Annotated in this window: 21 protein-coding genes; 14 read left to right on the top strand and 7 right to left on the bottom strand. The window is 44.0% G+C overall.

The window, feature by feature from the left end:
• Nucleotides 1-74: 74 nt before the first annotated feature.
• A complete protein-coding gene (locus tag ACFSR5_RS11840; RefSeq protein ID WP_380903989.1) occupies nt 75-347 on the top strand; it encodes a hypothetical protein in 273 nt (90 codons plus the stop codon).
• A 67-nt stretch (nt 348-414) separates the two neighbouring features.
• On the opposite strand, the gene ACFSR5_RS11835 is transcribed toward ACFSR5_RS11840, so the two are convergent.
• Nucleotides 415-1,761: a PQQ-dependent sugar dehydrogenase gene (locus ACFSR5_RS11835; RefSeq protein ID WP_380903987.1), complete on the bottom strand. Its 1,347-nt coding sequence runs from the start codon at nt 1,759-1,761 to the stop codon at nt 415-417.
• A gap of 731 nt (nt 1,762-2,492) precedes the next feature.
• On the opposite strand from ACFSR5_RS11835, the gene ACFSR5_RS11830 reads away from it, so the two are divergent.
• Nucleotides 2,493-2,825, top strand: coding sequence for a cupin domain-containing protein (locus ACFSR5_RS11830; RefSeq protein WP_380903985.1), 333 nt, complete (start codon nt 2,493-2,495; stop codon nt 2,823-2,825).
• Here the strand turns inward: ACFSR5_RS11830 and ACFSR5_RS11825 are convergent.
• Both ACFSR5_RS11825 and ACFSR5_RS11820 read right to left on the bottom strand, forming a co-directional pair.
• A complete protein-coding gene (locus ACFSR5_RS11825) occupies nt 2,822-3,112 on the bottom strand; it encodes a hypothetical protein (protein WP_380903983.1) in 291 nt (96 codons plus the stop codon). The genes ACFSR5_RS11830 and ACFSR5_RS11825 overlap by 4 nt on opposite strands.
• Nucleotides 3,113-3,149: 37 nt before the next feature.
• Nucleotides 3,150-3,350: a hypothetical protein gene (locus ACFSR5_RS11820; RefSeq protein WP_380903981.1), complete on the bottom strand. Its 201-nt coding sequence runs from the start codon at nt 3,348-3,350 to the stop codon at nt 3,150-3,152.
• A gap of 290 nt (nt 3,351-3,640) precedes the next feature.
• Here ACFSR5_RS11820 and ACFSR5_RS11815 point away from each other — a divergent pair, with 290 nt between their 5' ends.
• From ACFSR5_RS11815 to ACFSR5_RS11795, 5 genes are all read left to right on the top strand, one after another.
• Nucleotides 3,641-4,975: a cytochrome ubiquinol oxidase subunit I gene (locus ACFSR5_RS11815; protein WP_380903979.1), complete on the top strand. Its 1,335-nt coding sequence runs from the start codon at nt 3,641-3,643 to the stop codon at nt 4,973-4,975.
• 12 nt (nt 4,976-4,987) lie between these two features.
• On the top strand, nt 4,988-6,064 hold the full coding sequence (gene cydB, locus ACFSR5_RS11810) for a cytochrome d ubiquinol oxidase subunit II (protein ID WP_380903977.1): 1,077 nt from the start codon (nt 4,988-4,990) through the stop codon (nt 6,062-6,064).
• Between the two features lie 43 nt (nt 6,065-6,107).
• Nucleotides 6,108-7,259 carry a DmpA family aminopeptidase gene (locus tag ACFSR5_RS11805; protein ID WP_380903975.1) on the top strand — a complete coding sequence of 384 codons (1,152 nt, stop codon included), beginning with the start codon at nt 6,108-6,110 and terminating at the stop codon, nt 7,257-7,259.
• 8 nt (nt 7,260-7,267) lie between these two features.
• Nucleotides 7,268-8,125 (top strand): aminotransferase class IV, encoded by an 858-nt coding sequence (locus ACFSR5_RS11800; protein ID WP_380903973.1) that lies wholly within the window; start codon nt 7,268-7,270, stop codon nt 8,123-8,125.
• A gap of 160 nt (nt 8,126-8,285) precedes the next feature.
• Nucleotides 8,286-9,743: a sulfatase-like hydrolase/transferase gene (locus ACFSR5_RS11795; protein WP_380903971.1), complete on the top strand. Its 1,458-nt coding sequence runs from the start codon at nt 8,286-8,288 to the stop codon at nt 9,741-9,743.
• A 600-nt stretch (nt 9,744-10,343) separates the two neighbouring features.
• On the opposite strand, the gene ACFSR5_RS11790 is transcribed toward ACFSR5_RS11795, so the two are convergent.
• The gene (locus ACFSR5_RS11790) at nt 10,344-10,715 is read right to left on the bottom strand and encodes a DoxX family protein (RefSeq protein ID WP_380903969.1); all 372 of its coding nucleotides are present in this window, start codon (nt 10,713-10,715) and stop codon (nt 10,344-10,346) included.
• Between the two features lie 94 nt (nt 10,716-10,809).
• On the opposite strand from ACFSR5_RS11790, the gene ACFSR5_RS11785 reads away from it, so the two are divergent.
• Nucleotides 10,810-11,175 (top strand): winged helix-turn-helix transcriptional regulator, encoded by a 366-nt coding sequence (locus ACFSR5_RS11785; RefSeq protein WP_380903967.1) that lies wholly within the window; start codon nt 10,810-10,812, stop codon nt 11,173-11,175.
• Nucleotides 11,176-11,195: 20 nt separating this feature from the next.
• On the opposite strand, the gene ACFSR5_RS11780 is transcribed toward ACFSR5_RS11785, so the two are convergent.
• Together ACFSR5_RS11780 and ACFSR5_RS11775 are read right to left on the bottom strand one after the other, a co-directional pair.
• Entirely contained in the window at nt 11,196-11,915 is a 720-nt protein-coding gene (locus ACFSR5_RS11780) for a DNA alkylation repair protein (RefSeq protein WP_380903965.1), read from the bottom strand.
• A gap of 37 nt (nt 11,916-11,952) precedes the next feature.
• A complete protein-coding gene (locus ACFSR5_RS11775; protein ID WP_380903963.1) occupies nt 11,953-12,408 on the bottom strand; it encodes a MepB family protein in 456 nt (151 codons plus the stop codon).
• A 292-nt stretch (nt 12,409-12,700) separates the two neighbouring features.
• On the opposite strand from ACFSR5_RS11775, the gene ACFSR5_RS11770 reads away from it, so the two are divergent.
• The 6 genes from ACFSR5_RS11770 to ACFSR5_RS11745 all read left to right on the top strand — a co-directional run bounded on the left by ACFSR5_RS11770 (nt 12,701) and on the right by ACFSR5_RS11745 (nt 23,039).
• Entirely contained in the window at nt 12,701-13,243 is a 543-nt protein-coding gene (locus ACFSR5_RS11770; protein WP_380903961.1) for an RNA polymerase sigma factor, read from the top strand.
• A 72-nt stretch (nt 13,244-13,315) separates the two neighbouring features.
• A complete protein-coding gene (locus ACFSR5_RS11765; RefSeq protein WP_380903959.1) occupies nt 13,316-14,428 on the top strand; it encodes a FecR domain-containing protein in 1,113 nt (370 codons plus the stop codon).
• Between the two features lie 246 nt (nt 14,429-14,674).
• Nucleotides 14,675-18,037 (top strand): TonB-dependent receptor, encoded by a 3,363-nt coding sequence (locus ACFSR5_RS11760; RefSeq protein ID WP_380903957.1) that lies wholly within the window; start codon nt 14,675-14,677, stop codon nt 18,035-18,037.
• A gap of 12 nt (nt 18,038-18,049) precedes the next feature.
• The gene (locus tag ACFSR5_RS11755; RefSeq protein ID WP_380903955.1) at nt 18,050-19,861 is read left to right on the top strand and encodes a RagB/SusD family nutrient uptake outer membrane protein; all 1,812 of its coding nucleotides are present in this window, start codon (nt 18,050-18,052) and stop codon (nt 19,859-19,861) included.
• Between the two features lie 78 nt (nt 19,862-19,939).
• Nucleotides 19,940-22,309 carry an outer membrane protein assembly factor BamB family protein gene (locus ACFSR5_RS11750; RefSeq protein WP_380903953.1) on the top strand — a complete coding sequence of 790 codons (2,370 nt, stop codon included), beginning with the start codon at nt 19,940-19,942 and terminating at the stop codon, nt 22,307-22,309.
• Between the two features lie 163 nt (nt 22,310-22,472).
• On the top strand, nt 22,473-23,039 hold the full coding sequence (locus ACFSR5_RS11745) for a pentapeptide repeat-containing protein (protein ID WP_380903951.1): 567 nt from the start codon (nt 22,473-22,475) through the stop codon (nt 23,037-23,039).
• Nucleotides 23,040-23,047: 8 nt separating this feature from the next.
• Here the strand turns inward: ACFSR5_RS11745 and ACFSR5_RS11740 are convergent, their stop codons facing one another.
• A complete protein-coding gene (locus tag ACFSR5_RS11740; RefSeq protein ID WP_380903949.1) occupies nt 23,048-23,623 on the bottom strand; it encodes a helix-turn-helix domain-containing protein in 576 nt (191 codons plus the stop codon).
• Nucleotides 23,624-23,719: the final 96 nt, after the last annotated feature.

The following is a 23,719-nucleotide window of genomic DNA, read 5'->3' as shown; positions in this document are numbered from 1 at the left end:
CAAACCCAGCATATTTGTTCCATCGGTTGATACAACATCACCTATTAAACGATCTAAACAAAAATAGTATGCTCATGAAAAAGTATGTACTGATTTTTAAAACCTCTATCCGAACCATTTTAGAGCGCTCTCATCTCATTGCAAAACTTTACCAGGTATCTAAAGATGTAAAATTTGCAACGGTCGATTTGGACGATGAGGACTTTATTCTTCGCATCGAATCCACACAACGTAATGAGGATTTTATCTCGCGTTTCCTACATTTGGAAGGTCACCAAGTGGCTTTTTTGGCTGCCTTTGAAAAGGATGAGCAAGGCCGGCCTTTATTGCAACCGGCTTATTACTAAATAGCGAATAGCTATCGGCAGCCTGCTGATAGCTATCGCCTGTCTCCATCCTGCACCATGATTCACCCTACCGCTCCTTATAATCTTCCACCTTTACCGTCCAAATAACATTGGCGGCATCGTCCGTAACCAACATATAGGTTTTGGTGAAGGCGACCGCTACAGGCCGCCCGTACACCGTACTAACCCGTTCATCTGCAATGAATCCTGTCAAAAAATCCTGCGGCTCTCCAACCGGACGCCCCTTTTCAAAAGGTACAAAAACAACCTTATATCCCGAAAAAGTAGATCTATTCCACGATCCATGCTGCCCCACGTAAGCCCCCTCGGGAAAGCCAGGCGCACCATTAAAGGCAAGTCCTAATGATGCCGTATGCGCGCCCACCGCGTAGTCAGGCGTTATAGATTGTTCCACCAACGTTTGTGGCAACCTATTTTTCCAACGCGGATCCGGAAAATGCCCCCAGTAAGCATACGGCCAACCATAAAATCCGTTCTCTTTAACCGACGTGATATAGTCAGGAACAAGCTCATCGCCCAGCTCGTCGCGCTCATTGACCGCTGTCCACAACGACAACGTATTGGGTTCGATAGCCATGCCAACAGGATTACGTATGCCAGAAGCGAACACGCGCTCTTCCGTGCCATCCAAACTGACCTCCAGTATATTAGCGCGACGCCTTTCATGCTCCATACCGTTTTCACCAACATTACTCCCTGAGCCAACTGAAACGAAAATTTTGGTGCTATCAGCATTCAGCATAATATTGCGTGTCCAATGATTATTATATCCGCCTGCCGGCAAATCAATCAACTTTTCTGCTTCTCCCGACGGCTTTCCATCCCGATATCGATACCGCAACAGTGCATTCGTATTTGCTACATAAAACCAGTCCTTATGAATAAGCATACCATATGGCTGCTCCAAATCCTCGATCACAACTTCTTTCTTTTCCGCGATACCGTCGCCATTTTCATCGCTAAACCGGAGGATGTTATTGATGCTTTCGCTGCGAAAGGTGTTTCTAGCGTCGACTTTTTCTTCTTTTTCTCCCTTTTTCTCTGTTCTGGATTGTGCGACAAATACATCGCCATTTGGAGCTACGTAAATATTACGCGGGCTATTGAGGCTATCGGCAAAGCGGACAACCTTAAATCCCTTAGCAGCGGTGGGAGATTGCGTCGATTTCCAGCCCAAGACTTTCGCAAACTTATTTTGCGATGGTGTAGCTAACGGTGACTGTGGAACAATCTGTAACCCATATTCGATTTCATGGACCAAAGAATCCACTCCCCCATTGGCGCGTTTATTCTGTTCCCTTCGTGTGTGGCCACAGGACGCCAAGCCGAGCAAGCTGCCAGCCAGCACAACGCACCACACCTTCTGATAAAAATAGCGTTTATACATACTCATTTTCTTTTTTGATCGTTGCTTGCCATATATGATTAACGGAACAATTCCATAAATGTTTACAACTGGTTGTTCGTTTACGTATGCACACGGCTGACGTACACATCTTTATTTATTGCCCGTCCTTGTGCCCACTAATCTATAACAGATCATCGTTCAAAAAACACGTTTCGTAAACATGCCGCTTGACGGTTTGTCAGCATAAAGATGGAAGATCATGCGTTCGCTGCTTTTTCAATCGTCGATTTACATGGTATTAACCGAATTTCGAAACGATGACCAACGGCAGGCATGCTCCTATCTACAAAAAGTCTATTGAAACTGGCGTCGTGCCAACCAAGTTATATGTGGATAATAAGCGAACACAAATGTCGTACCTTATTGGCCAACATACGTATCCTTGACATTTTTCTTCTTCGTTGTAAATTTAGGAAGAGCCACAAAAGCCCGGTTCTCGTCTAGAAGGTCTATTTTTTTAAATGTGAAGATTTGAGGCAGTTTCATGTAAAAATTACGTGCTTCGTCGCTAAATAGGGCTTTTTTTTCTTAAGTTTGCTCCTGTTTAATAGTGAATACTTTCCAAGTGCCAACGCCAATTGCATACTTGTTTCATTATTAACAAAACAGGGAGAGTGTAAACTTTCCCTGTTGTCGTTCAAATTTTTCAGCAATCCCTACAATATTTATTACCTTTGACCAAATCCTTTTTTTAACGGTCATCTACGCTCTTGATTATGGACAACACAATATTTGGCAATGACAACGACATTCCATGGACGGATTTAGGACAGGGTGTTCAACGCAAGGTTATGGTGTATAACGACGAGTTAATGGTGGTAAAAGTGCGATTTGAAGCCGGTTCTGTTGGAGAACTCCACCAACATCCACATGTACAAACTTCGTACGTGAGCAAGGGAAAATTTAGTTACATTATTGATGGAGAAGAACGGATTTTAGAGCGGGGCGATGTGTGTATAGTTCCATCAGGCCGATTACACGGGTGTACCTGCATAGAAGCAGGTGAGCTAATCGACTCCTTCACCCCTTATCGGCAGGACTTCGTTTAATCCTGCACAATAAAACGAACTTCCTGCTGCGAACGTAGGTCGCGGAAACTGATGGAAAGCCGTTCGCGAATACCATGCAACAATTCAAAATTCGGATCGGCCGAATAATGTCGTTCAATATCCTTCAGCGTGAGAAGGACATCCGTATCGTCATCGCATTCTTTAAACACTTCTTCCGTAAAGGTTCCAAGATGTCGATCTTCGACACTTTTTATAATTTTGATCCGTCGTTCCGGCACGAATAGTTCCATATGCTTATAATCGCGTTTGCTTAAAAAAGTTTTCATCGCTACGATTTTCTTTTTGCTATCTCCAAAAAACTATTTAGTTTTTTCGCGGCAAAGCCTGATTTTCTTGGTTCACACTATCAGGACGTGCGTTTGATGTGGAATCTGTAGTCTGATCATCCTGTACCGTAGGTGCGGCGGATTCGGGCAAATCGTCATTTTTGGTTCCTTCCCGACATCCTCCCAATAACCACAACCATCCTGCTAATCCCAATACATATATTACTTGCTTATTCATATATCCTCCTTTTGAAGATAACGAAGTTCTGATAAAGGAGTTGAAGAAAAATACAATATCCGTATATACCCTGAACGGCCCGTGTTTATTGTTCCAAAACACTATAAACACGGGTACGAATTTGAGATCATATCCAAGAACGTGCTATTGCTTTCACGCTAATTTAGAATGAACCTAATTTAAGATTACCATGGACGGATCGTAAAATATTAGATATATTTATATGCCACCAATATTCTCCTTCAGCGGCTTTTTGGTGTACTCAAACGTATAATTTAACCTTTTCTTCTATGGAAGACATGATTCTTTACAATAGGCTACAATTTGCCTTTACGATCACGTTCCATTACCTTTTCCCACAATTGACAATGGGGCTTTCGTTGATGATCGTTTATTTTAAATGGATATTTTTGCGGTCTGGTAACGCAGATTATAATCACGCTGCCAAATTTTGGATGAAGATTTTTGCATTAAACTTTGCCATGGGTGTTGTCACAGGAATCCCGATGGAGTTTCAATTTGGCACCAATTGGGCTAAGTTTTCGGAGTTGACGGGCGGAATCATCGGGCAAACACTCGCTATGGAAGGTATGTTTTCGTTTTTTCTTGAATCCTCTTTTCTGGGTATGTTCTTATTCGGCGAAAAGCTCCTTGGACATAAACTGCATTTCGTGGCTGGGTTTATGGTTTTTTTAGGATCGTGGGCTAGCGGTTTCTTAATCATTGCTACGCATTCCTGGATGCAACATCCCGTGGGGTATGAAATTGTTGCAAACGGAAAATTTGTACTCAACAACTTTGGTGCCTTGTTCAACAACCCCTGGCTGTGGCCCTCTTACTTGCATAATCAGGCAGGCTCGCTAATTACCAGTTCCTTTTTCGTCGCTGCTGTAGGTGCCTTTTACGTATTGAGCGACCGCAACAGCCGTTTCGGAAAACTGTTTCTGAGAAGCAGTGTGGTATTCGGACTAATATCTTCGGTAATTGTGGCCTTTCCGACGGGAGACCTGGCCGCCAAAAATGTGGTCAACTACCAACCCGCAACATTTGCAGCAATGGAGGGCATCTTCCATACGGAAGATGGCGGAGCAGAAATCGTGTTGATTGGCCAGCCAGATATGGAAAACAAAAAATTGGACAATAAAATTGCCGTTCCTAATATCTTAAGCTTTTTGACGTATCAACGTTGGGATGCTCAAATTAAAGGCCTCAATGAATTTCCCGAAAACGTACATCCAACAAATGTCCCCGGCCTTTATTACGCCTATCATATCATGGCCGGTTTAGGAACGATCTTCATTGCGGTTATGTCCGTATCCGCATTTCTGCTTTGGCGAAAACGTTTATTTGACAACCATTGGATCCTTTGGATCCTGATGTTTATGATACCCTTCCCTTACATTGCGAATACAGCAGGTTGGTATACGGCTGAATTGGGCCGGCAACCTTGGCTTGTGTATAACCTCCTGCGTATGGTAGACGGGGTCTCTCCCACGGTCTCTTCGGGTAACACACTATTTACCCTCCTCGGATTTGTGGGTCTTTATATCCTCCTCGGATTACTGTTCTTATTACTCGTTATAAAAATTATCCGTAAAGGTCCCGAACCCATTCTTGCCCACTAAACACGATTACATATGGAAACATTCTGGTTTATTGTACTAGTCATCATGCTCGCCACGTATATCATCCTCGACGGCTACGATTTTGGAGCAGGCATCATCCATCTGCTCTTCGCAAAAAATGAAGAAGAGCGAAAGGCCATTACAAATGCGATTGGACCTTTCTGGGATGCCAACGAGGTGTGGCTCATTGCTGCCGGAGGCGTGTTGTTTTTCGCATTTCCAACATTATACGCGTCTTCATTTAGCGGGTTTTACCTCCCACTCATGCTGGTCTTGTGGTTACTCATTTTCCGTGCAGTCGGGCTAGAACTTCGGGGACAAGTTCATAATAGGTTGTGGGAAAAACTTTGGGACAAGGCCTTTGGAATGGCTAGCTTGTTGTTGGCTTTATTTTTTGGAGCCGCATTGGGAAATGTTGTACGCGGTGTCAATCTCGGCATGGTAGAAAACGGCATATCCACTCAGGAACCTCATTACTTCTTCCTTGCCCTGTGGAATCCCACATTTGATCCCCTCGCCCAACATCAAGGCATCATCGATTGGTTTACCATTGTCCTGGGACTTGTTTCTGTCGTATCGTTGACAATACACGGGGCAAACTGGATTATTTTTAAGACAAACTCGACGATCAATTCCCGACTACGTATGATCATCTACCGTCTGAACTTCGTATTGTTGATTTTGGTTCTCATCTCTGCGGGTTTATGGCACTACGTCAAACCCATTGCTTTTACGAATCTACAGGAACATTACTGGTTGTGGATCTTTCCGATTATCGGATCGGCAGGGCTATTGGGTCAATTCAAGATCCGGAAGTTCCGAAACGACGGCACAGGCTTTTTATGTTCTTCTCTTTTTATATTTGGTAGCTTCGGGACAACCGTCGCCTCTATGTTCCCCAATCTTCTGCCCTCTACAAATACGGTCAATCCTTCGTTGACCATTCACAACGCGGCAGCACACGAGTATGGACTTTCTGTAGGACTCTATTGGTTTATTGCCGCGGCCTTGCTGGTTGTTCTCTATTTCATTATTCAATTCCGGGTGTTTAGAGGGAAGTTAGATCAGGTCGGGTATGGAGAACATTAGAAAATAGAGTGGCAAATTCGACAATATCGCTAACTTTGGGACTATGATCAAAGCCTCTATTCTAGTAATCTTCTGCTTACAATCGACGATATTATCGGCTCAGCAGCCAAAAAATAACGGACGTGCACGTGACTATGGTATACACATTGGCGTGATGCAGACCGGAAATTCGAACGCTATTACGGACGTCGCAGGCGTAAAAGTAGGCCACACCACCCTTATACAAGGGGATTCCGTACATACAGGCGTCACCGCCATTCTGCCTCACGATGGTAATCTGTTCCAAGCGAAGGTTCCGGCGGCCATTTTTATCGGCAACGGATTCGGCAAACTCGCAGGGTATACGCAAGTCGAGGAACTCGGAAATATAGAGACGCCTATTATCTTGACGAACACATTGAGTGTTGGGACTGCCATAGAGGCCGTCGTGAAATACACACTTGCCTTGCCTGGAAATGAAAACATCCAATCGGTCAACGCCATTGTAGGAGAAACCAACGATGGCACCCTTAACGATATCCGTGGCCTACATATCACAGAAACAGACGTGCTTGCTGCTATTCGAAAAGCTGATTCCCAGGTCGTAAGTGAAGGAAACGTCGGCGCAGGTACGGGGACGGTTTGTTTCGGATTTAAAGGAGGTATAGGCACGGCGTCGCGTAAACTCTCTGCTTCATTAGGTGGATACACCATTGGCGTGCTTGTCCAAAGCAACTACGGCGGTGTATTAGAAATCAATGGAGCACCCGTAGGACAGCAACTCCAGCAATTTTCATTCCGGGACAAGCTTCTAAACAATGTAGACGGCTCTTGCATGGTTGTCATCGCTACCGATGCTCCATTGGATGCGCGCAATCTAAAGCGACTGGCGCATCGAGCTTTCCTCGGTCTGGGAAGGACGGGCGGAATCGCTTCTAACGGAAGTGGCGAATATTTTATAGCCTTTTCTACTCATCCGCTGCTACGCATTCCACATACAGGAGGCTCATCAGTTTTGACAGCTCCTTCTCTGCAAAACGATTATATGTCACCTCTCTTCATGGCGGTCATCGAGGCTACCGAAGAGGCGGTCATCAACTCCCTCTTTGCGGCCGAAACAACTAAGGGATACCGGTCTACTATACCAGCACTCCCCAAAGAAAAAGTGTTGCCCATTTTGAAAAAACACCAAGCAATTCAGGCATTCTCCAAATAAAACGAATTATGCAGCCACCTTTACAAGCAATAATCAATGGTCGACTTCTGTACGAAAACGAAGCAGCATTGAGTATTCATGATCTTTCCATTGTCCGCGGGTATGGTATATTTGATTATTTTAAAACGGTTAACCACGATCCTGTATTTTGGGAAGACAATTTGGATCGTTTTTATCATTCTGCTTGCCTCATGGATTTGCCTGTACCCTATACCAGGGACGAACTAAAAAGCCAGATCCGGTTGTTGATGGGTGCAAACAACATCGCCGATTCAGGGATCAAATTATTGCTGACCGGCGGAATCAGCCCAGATGGATATAGTATCGCCAGGCCCAATTTAGTTATTACACAGCACCCTTTAAAACGGCACCTAGAAAAAGAACGAGCGGGGATCAAATTGATTACGTACGATTATCACCGTCCGTTCGGTACCGTGAAAAGTATCGATTATGTTATGGGCATACACGCGTTGAAAAAGGCGAAAGCAGTTGGAGCCGAAGATGTAGTTTATGCACAACACGGCGTTCTTTCAGAATGCCCCCGGGCAAACATTTTCTTCATTGATCAAAATGGAACACTCTTGACGCCACAGGACGAGGTACTCCCCGGCATCACAAGAAAATACGTATTAGAGGTCGCCAGAGGTCATATGAACGTGGAGACGCGAGCCGTCACACTGGGCGATATGTACGATGCGCAGGAAGCATTTATTACCAGTACGACAAAAAATATAACGCCTGTGCTGCGCATTGACAATGTAGAATATGGCAAGGAGCCAGGACCGGTGACCCGACTCCTGCAACGGCTTCTTGAACCTTTGGTATATACCGGGCCTCACGGATCCGCAAACAGTTATAACCCTTGAGGTCGTTGACATCAAGCGTTCAAATACATCGTTCACATGGACGATCTTCGCCGTGACAGTTTAGCGATTCGTGCATAATCCGGGAAAGCCGGTGCGGCTTCGTTCAGCCGTAAAAAAGTAAGTATCTTCGTGTACCCATTCAGATAAATACATTAACCCTATGGGAATTCAGCAAAGCTATCAGAAATTTATTGTCGGTATGCTCCTTTTTCTTGGAATAACCGTGCATCATGTAAGTGCTCAACAAAGAAAAAATGTGGTGATTATTTACAGCGACGACCAAAGTTACCATACTATACGAGCCTGGGGCAATCCAGAAATTCAAACGCCCAACCTAGACCTATTAGTCGCGGAAGGGCTTAGTTTCAAACAAGCACATGTCATGGGAGGCCATCAGGGGGCGGTATGCATTCCCAGTCGCGTCATGATGTTGACTGGTCGATACCTTAATCGACTTCCACAGGATGGTTCCACAATCCCCGACAGTATTATTGGTCTTCCGGAGATACTGCGGACTCGTGGATATACCACGTTCCATTCCGGAAAATGGCATAGTGACAAAAATTCGCACGATCGCTTCTTCAGCGCTGGCGACCATATTTTTTTTGGCGGCATGCATTTCGAAGGAGATGGTGGTCAATTTAATCCATTCGTATATCATTACGATGGAGGCGGACGTTATCCAAAAGACAACGGGTGGAAAAGCGAGACCTACAGTTCCCAACTATATGCCGATGCGGCCATAAAGTTTTTGGGAAGTGCCACCGCGAAGGAGAAACCTTTTCTATGCTATGTCGCTTTCACCTCTCCGCATGATCCACGTACGCCGCCGTCTGGATTCCGAGGAAAACACCATCCTACTGACATGACCTTACCTCCCAATTTCCTCCCTCAACATCCTTTTGATAATGGTGACTTACGCGTCCGAGACGAAATGCTCCTGCCACACCCTAGGACACCGGAGGCTATCCAACAACAAATAGCATTATATTATGACATGGTCAGTGAAATGGACGCTCAAGTAGGACGTATACTGGCCGTGCTTGATAGCAGCGGTCTCCGAGAAAACACGTTAATAATATTCGCGGGAGATAATGGCCTTGCTGTGGGTCAGCACGGACTGTTAGGCAAACAGAATTTATACGAACATAGCATCCGGGTTCCGATGGTTTTCTCGGGACCGGGCATTCCGAAAAACCAGAGCAGCAATGCCTTCGTTTACCTCAGTGATATTACACCAACCATCTACGACTGGTTGGAGATCCCGGTTCCAAGCTCGGTGGAGGCATCCAGCTTACTCCCGATCATCAAAGATTCCCGCGCAACGGTGAGAGACAGGATGTATAACATATATGGCCACTGGAGCAGAAGTCTAAAAACGAGGGACGGTTATAAATTAATTGCCTACAATGTGAATGGCGTGCAGACCGTACAGCTCTTTAACTTACGCAAAGATCCTTGGGAAATGACAAATCTCTACCGTGATCCAACACAACAACGCCGAATAAAACGTATGTGGCAACAATTACAAGAGGAGATGCAAACGAAACACGATGACCTTGATTTGGAGCTACCCAATTGGGGACGCAAAGTAGGACAAAAGGGTTCCGGTAGTTGATCCATTCGACGAAAAAATGGATGGAGGCAAAGCAAGCTGCAAAAAGAAAGATCTCCTTCCGGGCGAAAGGAGATCTTCGTAAAACCAATTATAACTTGCCGCCATGCTCTAGCGGTCTGAATTATGAATCGTTAAGCTAACGCTATATTTTCGCATTTCCAAATTAAAAATCGTTTGGAACCTCCATTTTCGTACCCGCTCAGTCGATCATATCGCGTATCGAAAAACACTGAAAAACACCCTTTTCGCCGTCTACACCCCGAAAATAGAGACCGGTCGTGGACTTCTATTCCACGGGGCATTTCCAGCCATCGCTTCGGCATTTTCAGGTTGTGTAACAGCAGTTCCGACCAAACTGATTCAACTTTGTGGTAGGCGCGAATGGTTTTCTTCCCGTCAAATTGCAGCTTCAACATGATGTGTGCCAGTTCCACGGACAAATCAATGCCTGCTACGATTTGAAAGACGGCTGTATGAGGTCGTACCAAGTGATGACAAAGTAAGGTATTACAAAACTATTATCCATTACATTATCAACCATTCAAAGATATAACGACACGTGTCTCCATGCTCAAACCGAAGTGGCATAGGCGGGTATTGCTATAGCGATAGATGAAACCTTTTGTCGGTTGCCAACAGGAAGACAGAAAGTAGGCATACCGCCAACGAATTATAGTAGTGGACATACTCTGAATGAGCCATATGTGCGGTAAAAGCGCCTATAGCGAACGGCGCAAGCACAAGGACGCCCAGGTTTTTCCATCGCGGCCATACAAAACCCAACAACAAAAAGATGACTCCGATACACTCCCCTACTCCAATCCATAGGGTCCACATTCTATCGAATCCTAGCGACGACATACTTACCATCATGGATTCTTTTTGAAACAATTTGAATAAGGAGGCATACCCAAAAATATACACATAGTAAATGTAAGCAATCCAATGTAAGGCCATTTTCAGTTTTTTCATTCGCTGTTCTTTTAAAATTATGCTCAAAAATATTTATTACCTTACAGGTATAAAAGAACGCACTTTATTGTAGGGAACGAACGAAAAAGTAAGTATGGCTCAACGCAAAGAAAACTCAACAAACTACGTAAACGAAATCTATTGGAAACAGCACTGCGGCATCAGTCATATCCTCGCTATGATTGGCGGCCGTTGGAAAATCAACATTTTATTGTATTTGTTGCACGAACATACCTTGCGATACCATGCATTACGAACACGGCTGGTTGGCATCTCGGAGAAAATGCTGAACGCCCAACTCAAAGAACTGGAGAAAGATGGCTTAGTCGACCGAATCATGTATGCGGCAGTTCCGCCCAAAGTAGAATATCGGTTGACGGAACTTGGAAGGTCATTGGAAGAAATCTTAACAAAAATGGACGAATGGGGTGAACAGCATATTGAACAACGTAATAAATGACACATTACTTTTGTGACACATTATTTTTGCATGGCCTCCTTTTTCCAATCGGCAGGCATTTTTTCTATGGCGTACCGCAGCGCAGTGCGTGGCATGTTCCTTTTTTTTGACAACACATAGTGGAAGACCGCATCGGGATAAGCTTGGCTGGCCGCTTTTAGCATCCATCCATATCCTTTTTGTACCATATCGTCTTTGTCGAGCAATAAGGAATCTGCAATTTCAAAGATGTCATCGAGAAAAAGCCCCTTCTTTGCTGGAATAATTAACGACACAGCTGCAGCCCTTCTTACCCATCGATTGGACGCTTGCGCCCATTTTTTTAATTCCGTTAGGTAATCTGGATACTTCATCATAAAATTACCGATTGGATGATTGCATAAGGTGTCGCAAATAGCCCAATTGTCTACATATGTATTTACCCATCGCTGTAAAACGTTAAAGTCTGTTCTTTCGTATTGTTTACTAAATTTCTCCGAACAATAACAAGCGATCGCTTTTTCTTCGAAAAAACGAGATTGCATTAACCATTCACAGAGTTGCATGTGATCTTGCTTTTGTAGTCCTTTTATGTGTTCATACAACAATGTACTAATTTTACGCACCTCCGCCGCCCTTATCCCATAAAAGTGTACGGTCTCCTTGTTTTTAAAGAACCGTGCCGCCGCTGCTGCCGCCACAGGATCGGCATGTTGCTCCAATGTTTCGCGAATATCCGTCACATACGATTTTAGTTCCATATTTTGATACCTTATTTATAAATAATCAGGAAGTTTGTCAAACCGAAACAAACAACGAGGCGCACCCGCACACACTCATGTCTCTAAAATATTCCGATTGCCATTTTTTGGTTGCTTGTGCCTGCTTGCTCTCGGGAAAATCCCAAGGCGCATATAGTCGGAATCCGCGTTTCCCTTCCCGGGTAGCTGTCGACAAAACTTGATACTTTACAAGGGCTTGCTTCGGAAAGACAAAGGCGCCTATGTTAGTATCCCATTCCACGACGATGATATATTCGACAGGCTGATCCACTTCATGATAGGGTACCGGCTTCCCAAACGCATCCCGCTTCCACAACGTAACGAAATATCCCGCCTTCTTAGGGGTCGCTTTCGCCTTTCTATAAAGCAATACATTATTTTTATACAAGAATGTGCAGCCGAAATAATCCGCACATTCGTTATCGAATCCTAAAAATTCTACCACTTCATGTCCAAATAGGACTGCTTTCATATGGCGTATCATTTCGGGTTCGTTTATGTTTTTCTTGCGCAAAGCATTTTTCGTTGACATGTTTTCGAGATGATCCTTGCAAGTTAAAAAAAGAAAGGACATGAGGAGCTAGTTCTTGTATAATTCTCCCCGCGCTGAATGAACCTTTCAGGTTTACAACGCCTAAGCACATCCATATGCAATCGTTTGTGTTAAAAATTTTTAGGAAAATTACAGGTATTAATATTAACTTAATATCACAATTATAAATTTGATGCAGCTTCTATAAAGCACCTCAAAGATTGACGCAGTAATGATGGGTATAAACGATGTTCAATTGTTCGCTCGGATACGAGACGACGACAGGTCGGCTTTTGCTGAACTGGTAGATCGCTATTCGGGTATCCTCTATCGATTTATCCTAAAGCGGACGGGCAGCAAGGAAGACACTCAAGACATCCTACAAGACATCTTTGCCTCATTTTGGAAACGTCGTCATCAACTCATCGTTACCGAATCGCTATATCCTTACTTGTTTAAGTCGGCACGTTACGCTGTAATCGATTGGATGATAAAAAAACAAAAGGACATTGTATATGCGTCCTCACTCCTTGCCCCAGATGGATTGCAGCCCTTGGCGGAGAGTTTTGAAGACACGTTACTGGCTAAAGAGCTCCGCGAACTCATCAATACGGAAGTGGATAAAATGCCAAAAACCATGAAAAATATTTTTAGGATGAGTCGTCAAGATGCCATGTCCAATAAAGAAATAGCGGTTAAACTGGCACTTTCTGAACAAACAGTAAAAAACAATATTTCGCTCGCTATCAACAAGTTGAAGATAATATTCAAGTAATAAACCGGCTTCTCTAAAAAAAAATCACTTTTTTCGGTACTTCTATGTCTTTCGCCAGATTATATAAGCTGTATGAAGGAACAAGAACCATCCGACCAAGCGAGGAAATTACTCCAACGATATGTCAACGGTAACTGTACGCCCGCGGAGGAGCAACAGGTCTTACGGTGGTTTTATTCACTTGGGGAAACCGATCCCGAAACATTAACACATCAAGAGGAAGAAGCACTTACCAGACTTCTACACGCCCGTCTGGAATACGAACTATTCGAGATATCGGAGCAACCAACCTCGCCTATGTTTAAAATTCGCCGATGGCTTATCGCAGCGAGTGTGCTCGCTATCTGCGCCTTGTCCTTTTGGATGTATACGCATCGGCAGACATCAATCGAAATCAAACGCGAATTGGCCGCAGAAGTTCCTTCAGATTTAGCAAAGTACAAAAATGACATTCTCCCTGGAAGCCACTATGCAAAGCTTACCTATGCGGATGGCAAAACGTACGTCCGTAGAGATTCAATGTTTTACAAACATGTGCCCCAAACCACAAATGAAGTACAGGGTAATGTCCTAGTTGATGTACCCAAAGCAGGCACCTATCAACTTGTCCTTGAAGATGGCACAAAAGTCTGGTTAAACGCTTCCACACAATTTTCCTATCCGGAACAATTTACGTCCGATCATAGAACGGTTACATTACATGGAGAGGCATATTTCGAGGTGGCAAAGGACACCAATAGGCCTTTCCGTATTACGACCAACGGCACGACAATAGAGGTACTCGGGACCAGCTTCAACGTGGCATCCTATCATGATCAGGTTTCTACGACTCTGGTAGAAGGAAGTGTAAAAGTTCGTAAAGGAATTCGTCAAGATATCCTTCTGCCGGGGCAGGAAGCGCGTGTCATCGGAGATCGGATAGCCGTCAAGGAAACGAATGTTCCGAAAAACATCGCGTGGCAGCGCGGTGAGTTTTATTTCGACGGGACAAATCTGCCTGAAATCATAGAACAAATCAGCAGGTGGTACGATGTAGATTTTGCAAATACGGCTAACATACAAAACCTATCCACGTACAAGGGATCGATCAGCCGGCAGGCGAAGCTTTCAAGCGTGCTTAATATACTAGAAATTGTCACCGGAAGGTCGTTCTCGATCCAAGGCAGGAAAATATATGTATCCTAAACAAGTTCTTAACCCAATAAAACTGAACCCATATGAAATAAACTGAGACAACAGCAATAAGTCGACAAAAAATAAAGGGGATGTTGGCGCATCCCCTGTTTGTATAAGGCTTACTTTTCCAACTGACTATTCATTGAAATTTTTACCTCAAAACAATTCAAAGTTATGAATTTTTTTTCTCCATTTTTAAGACGGAAGAAATATCAGGGGCATGTCTACCTTCCCGTCTTTAAAATCCTCTGCATCATGAAATTTACTATTTTATTGCTATTGGGTTTCACGTTCGGCGCACACGCTTCCGGAACCGCACAAACCGTCAATCTGCACATGAAAAATGCAAAATTGGAACAGGTTCTTGAAGAAATAGCAAAACAGACCAAACTCCGTTTTTTTTATGACCAGCAACTTCTTGCGCTGATGCGGCCAGTAAATGTGACGTTCAACAATAGCCAAGTAGACCATGCGTTGACCAAGGCTCTAAAAGGACAAAACTTAACCTTCCAGATCCTCGATGGAACCATCCTCATTACAGAAAAATCTCAAACTGACCGGGAGGTCACAGGGACAGTCCGGGATTCAACGACCTTATTGCCCGGGGTTACCGTCTCTGTCGTCGGCCAACCTGGAATATCCACGAAAACTGACGCGAATGGTCAATATACGCTACGCGTTCCAGATAATGCTACGCTTCTCTTCCGATACATGGGATACCGGCCCGAGCAAATAGAGATTGGTCAGCGACAGGTTATCCATATCACGTTGCAGGCCGAACAATCGCATTTAGATGAGGTTGTGGTGGTTGGATATGGTACTCAAAAACGGCTTAATCTTTCTGGGGCTGTTGATCAAATAGATCAAAAATTTCTAGAGAGTCGGCCTATTACAAATGTAGGTAGTGGTTTGCAAGGCGCCATGGCAAATCTAAATATCACGCCAACAAGTGGTAGAGCAAATAGTGCGCCTGGGATTAATGTTCGAGGCTTTACCTCCCTATCCGGCGGCGGCCCGTTGATCGTCGTTGATGGCGTACCGGCAACCAACGAGGAGTTAAACCGCATGAACCCCATGGATATAGCTAGTGTCACCGTGCTCAAAGATGCCGCCTCCGCAGCAATCTATGGCAGCAGGGCAGCATTTGGCGTCGTGTTGGTGACAACGAAATCTGGAACGAGCGATAAAATTAAAGTATCCGCTAACTCCTTATTGGCCATAAAGGGGATAACACGAACAGTGGATATCGTCGACGATCCCTATCAAGTTATGACGTATCGAAATATTATGTCTAGCCCGTGGTACAATTTATACGATGAAAAAATGTTGGAATATGGCAAACAACTTAGCGAAAACCCAAACTTACCTCGCGTCATTGTTGATCCCCAAAACCCAAACAAATACATTTACCTTGGTTCCACCGATTGGTTTCGTGAGGTGTACAAAGATGCTCAACCTGCCTATACAAATAATCTTAGTATTTCACAAAAAACCGAGCGGGCTTCGTATTATCTATCCGGCGAATATTATCGCCAAAATGGAATGTTGAGAATCAGTCCAGACACGTATGACCGATACAATTTTAGGATAAAAGGCGATTACGATTTGACCGACTGGCTAAATTTGAGCACAAATACTTCGTACACAAATGATAAATATGACCAGCCTACTGCTATTGATCAAGGCTACCTCTATTGGCACAATGTCAACAGGCAAGCGAGCTTGAACACCATCTATAATCCCGACGGGAGTTATACGCAAGAAGGTGTAAACATGATTGGTTCCGTTGCCGAAGGAGGACGAAGCATTCGTCGAATCGGTGATTTGCAACTTAATTTTGCTACCCGACTCGATTTAATCAAAGATCTATGGACATTAAACGCCGATGCAACCTTTCGCCGGATTGCCGAAACGGGTCACCGTTTTGATTTTCCATTAGAATATAGTACTGGCCCAGGAGTGACAAACAGACAAAGTTTTAATTCCTTCGCATCTAATAGTAGCGGCGAGACGCGCTACAACGTCTACAACGTTTATTCTCAGTTCCAAAAGACCATAAACAACCATCACCTCTCGGTGATGCTGGGATTTAACCAAGAAGAACGTATTTATGAAGGTTTTAATACCACTCGAGACATGCTGATTTCCAACACCTTACCAACCATTCAGCTGGCCACCGGCGAAACACCATCCGTGGGTGCCAATAACTACGATTGGGCCGTACGGGGTGCATTCGCGAGGCTAAACTACATTTTTAAAGACAAGTATATTTTGGAGTCCAATTTGAGGTATGATGGGACGTCCCGCTTTCCCAAAGAAGATCGCTTCGCCTTCAATCCATCAGTTTCGGGAGCATGGGTCGTATCGAATGAAAATTTCTTTCAATCGATGCAGCCAATAGTTAGCAATGCTAAAATACGGGCTTCATATGGATCATTGGCAAATCAGGATCTTCGAGACAATTACTACCCTTACATTGCAACAATGAACAAAGGGACGGGAATAGTATTAGACGGAAAACGTCCTCCCACGGTGTTTAGCCCCGGATTAGTCTCTCATTCATTAACATGGGAAACAATCACATCCACCAACGTTGGACTCGATCTCGGTCTTCTCGCGAACAAAGTATCCATTAGCGGAGATGTTTATTGGCGATACACACGTAATATGTTAACAGCAGGACAAACGCTTCCCATCACATTAGGTACTAGCGTACCTTTGGAGAATGCTGCAGACTTAAAAACACGTGGGTGGGAACTGACCATTGGATACCACGATACCTATCAGATCGCCGAAAAATCAGGACAATTTTCCGTCCGGTTCAATCTATCCGATAGCCGCGCATTTATAGAAAAATTCGATAACCCCAAAAACAATCTCAACGACTACTACGTGGGTAGTGAAATTGGGGACATTTGGGGATTAACGACCTTAGGTTTTTTCCAATCCGCCGATGAAATTAAAAATCATGCTGACCAAACGGCAGTTACTTCATATCCCGGGACACGGTCGCTTGAGCCTGGCGACTTAAAATTTGCCGATCTAAACGGAGATGGAAAAGTAGATCGAGGTGACTGGACTTTGGCTAACCCCGGAGATTATAAAATTATTGGAAACAGCAGACAGCGTTACAACTTCGGACTGGACTTAAGTTCCTCGTGGAATGGTCTTGATTTTCGTGTGTTCCTTCAAGGTGTAGGGAAACGCCATTATTACCCCGGTGGTGGTGATCATTACTTTTGGGGTATTTACGCGCAACCCTGGGCAAGTTTAACACAATTCAATCTGGACCATTGGACGACAGAAAATCCAAACGCATACTTACCCCGTCCAAAATCGTACGTGGCGGAACAAGGAGGAGTCGAACTTGCAGCTGCTCAAACTAAGTATCTCCAAAATGCAGGTTATTTACGTGTTAAAAATATAACAATCGGATATAGTCTACCAAATTCGCTCACGGATCGCTGGGGAATCGAGCGCATAAGACTGTTCGCCAGCGGGGAAAATCTGATGGAATTTACACGCCTAATGGATTATCTTGACCCTGAAATTGTTGGCGATAGAACCGCCTATCCATTCCAACGCACGTACTCTATGGGTTTGAATTTTAACTTTTAACTGCGCGGACTTATGAAAACTTATATAAACGATTTACTAAAAAGACTGCCGCTACTTTCGGTTATCTTCTTATTTTTGGGATGCAATGATGATTTCATGGATCGCGTTCCCACCACATCGATTTCTTCCGAGAGCTTTTTCAATAGCGTTTCGGACCTGAAGACTTATACAGACGGTTTCTATTCCTACCTGTCTTCTCCAATTCTCGACGGAGGATCAGATAACATTGCACATCACAATTCGGGCAGCACAATCGATCAGATGATGCGTGGCGGGATAACGCCTCAAAACGCGGCTGTATGGAGTTGGACTCAGCTCAGAAATATCAACTTCTTTTTGGAGAACTACAATAGAGTGACGGGAAACAAAGCGGATATTGATCATTATGCTGGTATTGCTCGTTTTTTTCGTGCGCGATTCTACATTGAAAAGGTACGAACTTATGGCGACGTGCCGTGGTATAGTCATTCGTTAAAAACCCTCGATACAGAGCTCTTACACAAAAAACAAGATCCACGCACTTTAATTGTTGACTCCATCTTTGCCGACCTGGATTTTGCGGTTGAACACATTCAACCTAAAGGGCATAAATCCACCATCACAAAATGGGCTGCGTTAGCGCAAATGGCACAGTTCGCTTTGTATGAGGGTACTTTTCGAAAGTACCATACCTATTTGGGTTTGGATCAAACAGCCGCTTCCTTCTTAGAAAAAGCAGCAAATGCTGCGGACGAGATCATGACGAAGGGCGAATTCAGTATAAGCAAAACTGGTGGTGTCGACCGTGCTTATCGGGAGTTGTTTATCAGCGAGAATTTACAAGCAAATCCGGAGACCATCCTGTATCTAGATTACGACAAAAGCCTGAATGTGAGAAGAAATGCACATACAGTTTTAGACTACGAGTGGGCGTTAAGCCAGTCCCTGATGGAAACCTACCTGATGAAAGATGGAACTAGGTTTACGGAACAACATAACTATAAAACCAAAGATATCCATTCCATTTTTGAAAACCGTGATCCTCGTCTCTCACAGACATTCATGGTACCCGGTTTTCAATCAGTCAATGCCGAATCCCCTCACCGGTTAAAACCGACTTTGGGCGGGTACAACCAAATTAAATTCTATCCAGAAGTCGTCGATATGATCAGCTGGGAAGCAGCATATACAGATGCCTTTGTCTTTCGTTACGCCGAAATCCTTCTCATTTACGCAGAAGCAAAAGCCGAATTGGGTAAGTTAACATCGCAATCAGATCTCGATCGATCGGTCAATTTATTGCGCGAACGCGTGAATATGCCTAAAATGCTACTTAGCCAAGTACAATCCGATATTGACCCGGTTTTAAAATCATATTTTAGAAACGTGTCAGGAGAACAAGCAGGGGTCATTTTAGAAATTCGACGGGAACGACGCATTGAGCTCGCTTGTGAGGGTTTTAGACAAACTGATTTATTCCGATGGGAAAGTGGAGCTCTGCTAGAGGATCAACAACAAGGGATGTATGTAAAAGGCCTTGGGGCCATGGATGTAACTGGTGATGGCAAAGTAGATATTGCTATTTTGGCATCCTCTGCTGAAACAGGTCCTATCTCCTCCTTACCAGAGGATGTGAAAAAAGGCTTAACATTATACTATTTAAAGGACGACAATGGGAACAACACGAGCTTTTATCTTGAGAACGGTACGAACGGACATATTATGTTTACAGTCGCCCGTGATAATAAGAAAGACTTTGTAGCTCCAAAGCACTACTATTACCCTATCGCAAATAGTGAAATGGTGTTAAATGGCAGTAACCTAGTTCAATCTTATGGATGGTAATACGGCCATAAACCAAAATAAATAATTGGATACTCTTAAGTTAACCGCTGGTCAGCGGTTAACTTCTTTCTTAAACATATGAAACGATTTACCAGCATATTACTAGTTATTTTTTCGGCGCTTTCGTCTTTTTCGCAAGAGATCCACGGATCGGTTTTCGAAGATTTAAACCAAAACAGCCTGTTCGATCCTGACGAAGAAGGAGTGGAAAACATCCGCGTATCTGACGGATATCAGATCGTCAAAACGCGGAAAAACGGAGATTATCGTTTGACGCCGCACCCCGCAGCCCGTTTTCTTTTCGTCACGACCCCAAGCGGGTATAAGAACTCGCAAAAACACTACATACCACTAGAAGAAGCACGTAAAAATGCTGCTTTTTCTTTGGTGAAAGACACAGTACAACAGCCAGACTATCTACGCTTTGTTCAAGTTACGGATACCGAAACGCCTTTATACGGCCCCTGGATTGATAACGTACGCAATTTTGCCAAAAAACAGCAGGTGTCTTTTGTTATGCACACGGGCGACATTTGTTACGAAACAGGAATGCGATTCCATGCCCAACAAGTCAATTCGCGTCTTATCGGTAAGCCTGTTTACTACACCGTCGGCAATCACGATTTGGTTAAAGGAGAATACGGAGAGAAGTTGTTTGAAGATCTTTTTGGCCCGACCTATTACTCCTTCGAAGCCGGTCCGGCACATTTCGTTGTGACACCAATGCCACATGGAGATTATAAACCCAGTTATACGGCAGATCAAATTATACGTTGGCTAAAAAAAGACCTCGCACTAAAAGATCCAGACAAACCCTTAATTTTTATCAACCACGACTTTTTTACCGGTGTTAATTTTGTACTACGCGGCGAACATGAAGAAATCGACCTTCAAGCATTTAATCTCCAAGCATGGCTTTACGGGCATTGGCACAACAATTATGTCTTCAAACAAAACGGTGTTTATGTGGTCTGCTCCGGTGCGCCAAATAAGGGTGGAATAGATAACTCCGCGGGACAGTTTCTCGCTATTGACATCAACAAGGATGGTGTAAAAGATATCAGGTCGATTTACACGAACCTACAGAGCCATATTCAAATTCTCCCAATACCGATGGACAGAACCGATATATTGCCGATCGACGTCATTGCTTATGACAGCGAACGGCAAATAACCAACGTTGTGGCAGACATCTACGATAAACGAGGACACAGGATAAGCTCCACAGCACTTTCTCCAGTCGGTGCTTGGCATTGGCAACAAGCGATCCCCGCAAGACCTGAACTACAGGTTCAAGAAATTTGCGTGACTATCTCCTATGCCGACGGACAATACGATATTCGTAAACACCGTGTTGAAGACGATTCGGGCCCTGCAGCATCGCCGTTGAAAATTATTTGGCGCAAAACACTAGGAGGAAATATTTGGAAGACTCGCCCATTAGTCGTTGATAATCAGTTATTCATAGGGACAATGGATGATGGGCTAGGTAGACAACAAGCGTTATATGCACTGTCGAAAGAGGACGGCAAACAGTTGTGGAAAGCTCCGACCACCAATTCCATTAAACACACGCTACATTACGTCGATGGAATCTTGTTAGCGACAGATGTGGCCGGTCGCGTATATGCGCTAAACGGCAGAGACGGCGATATAAAATGGACAAAAGCATTAACAGAGACATCCAGGATACCAACCTTTGTATCAGGTCCTGCCCTACTCGATCACACCTATTACACGGGACTAGGCGATCGGCTATCTGCCTTCGATATCTTTACGGGAGAAACACGATGGAGAGCGACTGAGAAAGTCGGTGGAGAAGCTACACCTGCCGCTTTCGAAGTCACGGATAAGATGTTGTATACGGGCATAAATTGGAACGCACTGTTTGCCTACGATAGAGAAACAGGACAATTTCGATGGAAAAGGAACGACGATGGGCTTCGTTTCCGTAGTGGCGGGGTTACTGTTCACCGCGACACGCTATATACCACCGGCCTGAACGGATTATTCAAGCTGGATCCAAGAACAGGAAAAACGCTTTTCCAACGCACTACGACGGACGATTTTAAAGTAATGGCCTCTCCTTTGATTACCGAGAACTTACTCATCATGCCAACTTCTACGGCAGGAATAAAAGCTTTCGATCGGGCCACGCTGACCGAAAAGTGGCAATTTCAAACAGGTGAAGCTCTCGTTTATACCGCTCCTTATAGTACACCTGATCAGCGGCAAATCGTGGCCACCGTAGAATCAAACGTAATTGAATCGGAAGGAAATCTCTATTTCGGTGCATCGGATGGCTATTTTTACATCTTGGATATGGACGGTAACCTCCAACAAAAAGTCAAAATCGGAGCGCCAATTTTCGCAGATCCATTTATTGACAATGATCGTATTTATGTGGCCGATTTTTCAGGAACGGTGACCTGCCTAGAACGACGATAGCATCAGACCAAAGCCAAGATAAAACTGGCTTTGGCTGCTCTAGACTATTTTCCATCAATTCCTCTTTCTTCGACATGAATTGCTTAATTTCGAGCGTCAAAACATGTAATCGTTAATAACAATGCATAGACGCTTATGCATTCCAATAAAAAACATATCGTCCATGTATTATCAAGATCAAAAATTCCGGAAAGTAGATTTTTCACAGCATAAACTTGCAGGCGGAGAGTTCGACGGATGCCAGTTCGAATCATGTAACTTAAGTCAAGCCGATTTATCCGGTTGCAAATTTATAGACAGCGTATTCCGTCATTGTGATCTGAGTTTGGCTCAATTATCCCATACATCTTTCCAAGATGTACAGTTCGTCCATTGCAAATTAATGGGGCTGTCGTTTAACCAATGTGACGCCTTCGGTTTTGCGTGCAACTTCGACAATTGTCTTTTACAGCATACATCGTTTGCCCGCATGAAACTCAAACGCACACATTTCAATCAAGGGCAATTGCATGAAGCCGACTTCACCGAGAGTGACCTCACGGAATGCGTCTTCGATCATTGTAATCTAGAGCGTACCCTATTTCGTCAGACTATTTTGGAAAAGGCCGATCTTCGGACAGCATTTAACTATAGTATCGATCCAGAAAATAACCGTCTTCGAAAAGCCCGATTTTCGGCCGCGGGCTTATATGGGTTATTGGACAAATATGACCTTCGGATTGAGAAGTAACCATACATCTACTTGGCATCAAAAAAATAGACAATCAGCATCACAGCGGGTTCCGTTCCTACATTTTTCGGAGTATGTGCGATTCGACCATCAAAGAAGATAGAATCCCCAGCTTCTAATTCAACAGTGCTGTCTGAAAACACATACTGCACTTTTCCGGATACAATGTATTTGTATTCAAAGGCCTCCGTCTCTACCATAGGCCTTACGGAGTCTACCGCAAGCTCCAGAAGCACGATGTCTAATGTAGAACTGTCCATGGACGTCGCAATGATGCGCTTATATAAAAAGCCGATAGCTTGTTCTTTCTCAAAAGCCTCGTAATCGCTCTTTTTACGCACAATAATAGGTCCCGCTTCTTCGTTCGATTTGAAATCTTGAAAAAATTCATTTAGATCTACCTCTAAAGCACTCACGATATTGATCAGTACAAGGAGAGAAGGTACCGTACGGTTGTTCTCGATCTGCGAAATGAGACCTTTGCTGACCCCCGCTTTATCGGCTAATTCTTGAATAGTTATACCCTTTTCCTTGCGAATCTCTTTGATTTTCGCGCTAATCTTGAATATCGTGTTATTTTCCATAGTTGTTAGTTCGTTAAAAATACTAAAAATAATCTTTGTTTTAATCCTTCTTCCGGGCGATCTTGTCCGGAAATGCGGCTATCCGACGAAAGTAAA

Origin of the sequence: Sphingobacterium suaedae (assembly GCF_042684625.1) — a bacterium.
GTDB classification, from domain to species: Bacteria; Bacteroidota; Bacteroidia; order Sphingobacteriales; family Sphingobacteriaceae; genus Sphingobacterium; species Sphingobacterium suaedae.
Note: the sequence above shows the minus strand (reverse complement) of the source record. Positions and strands in the feature narration are given on the sequence as shown.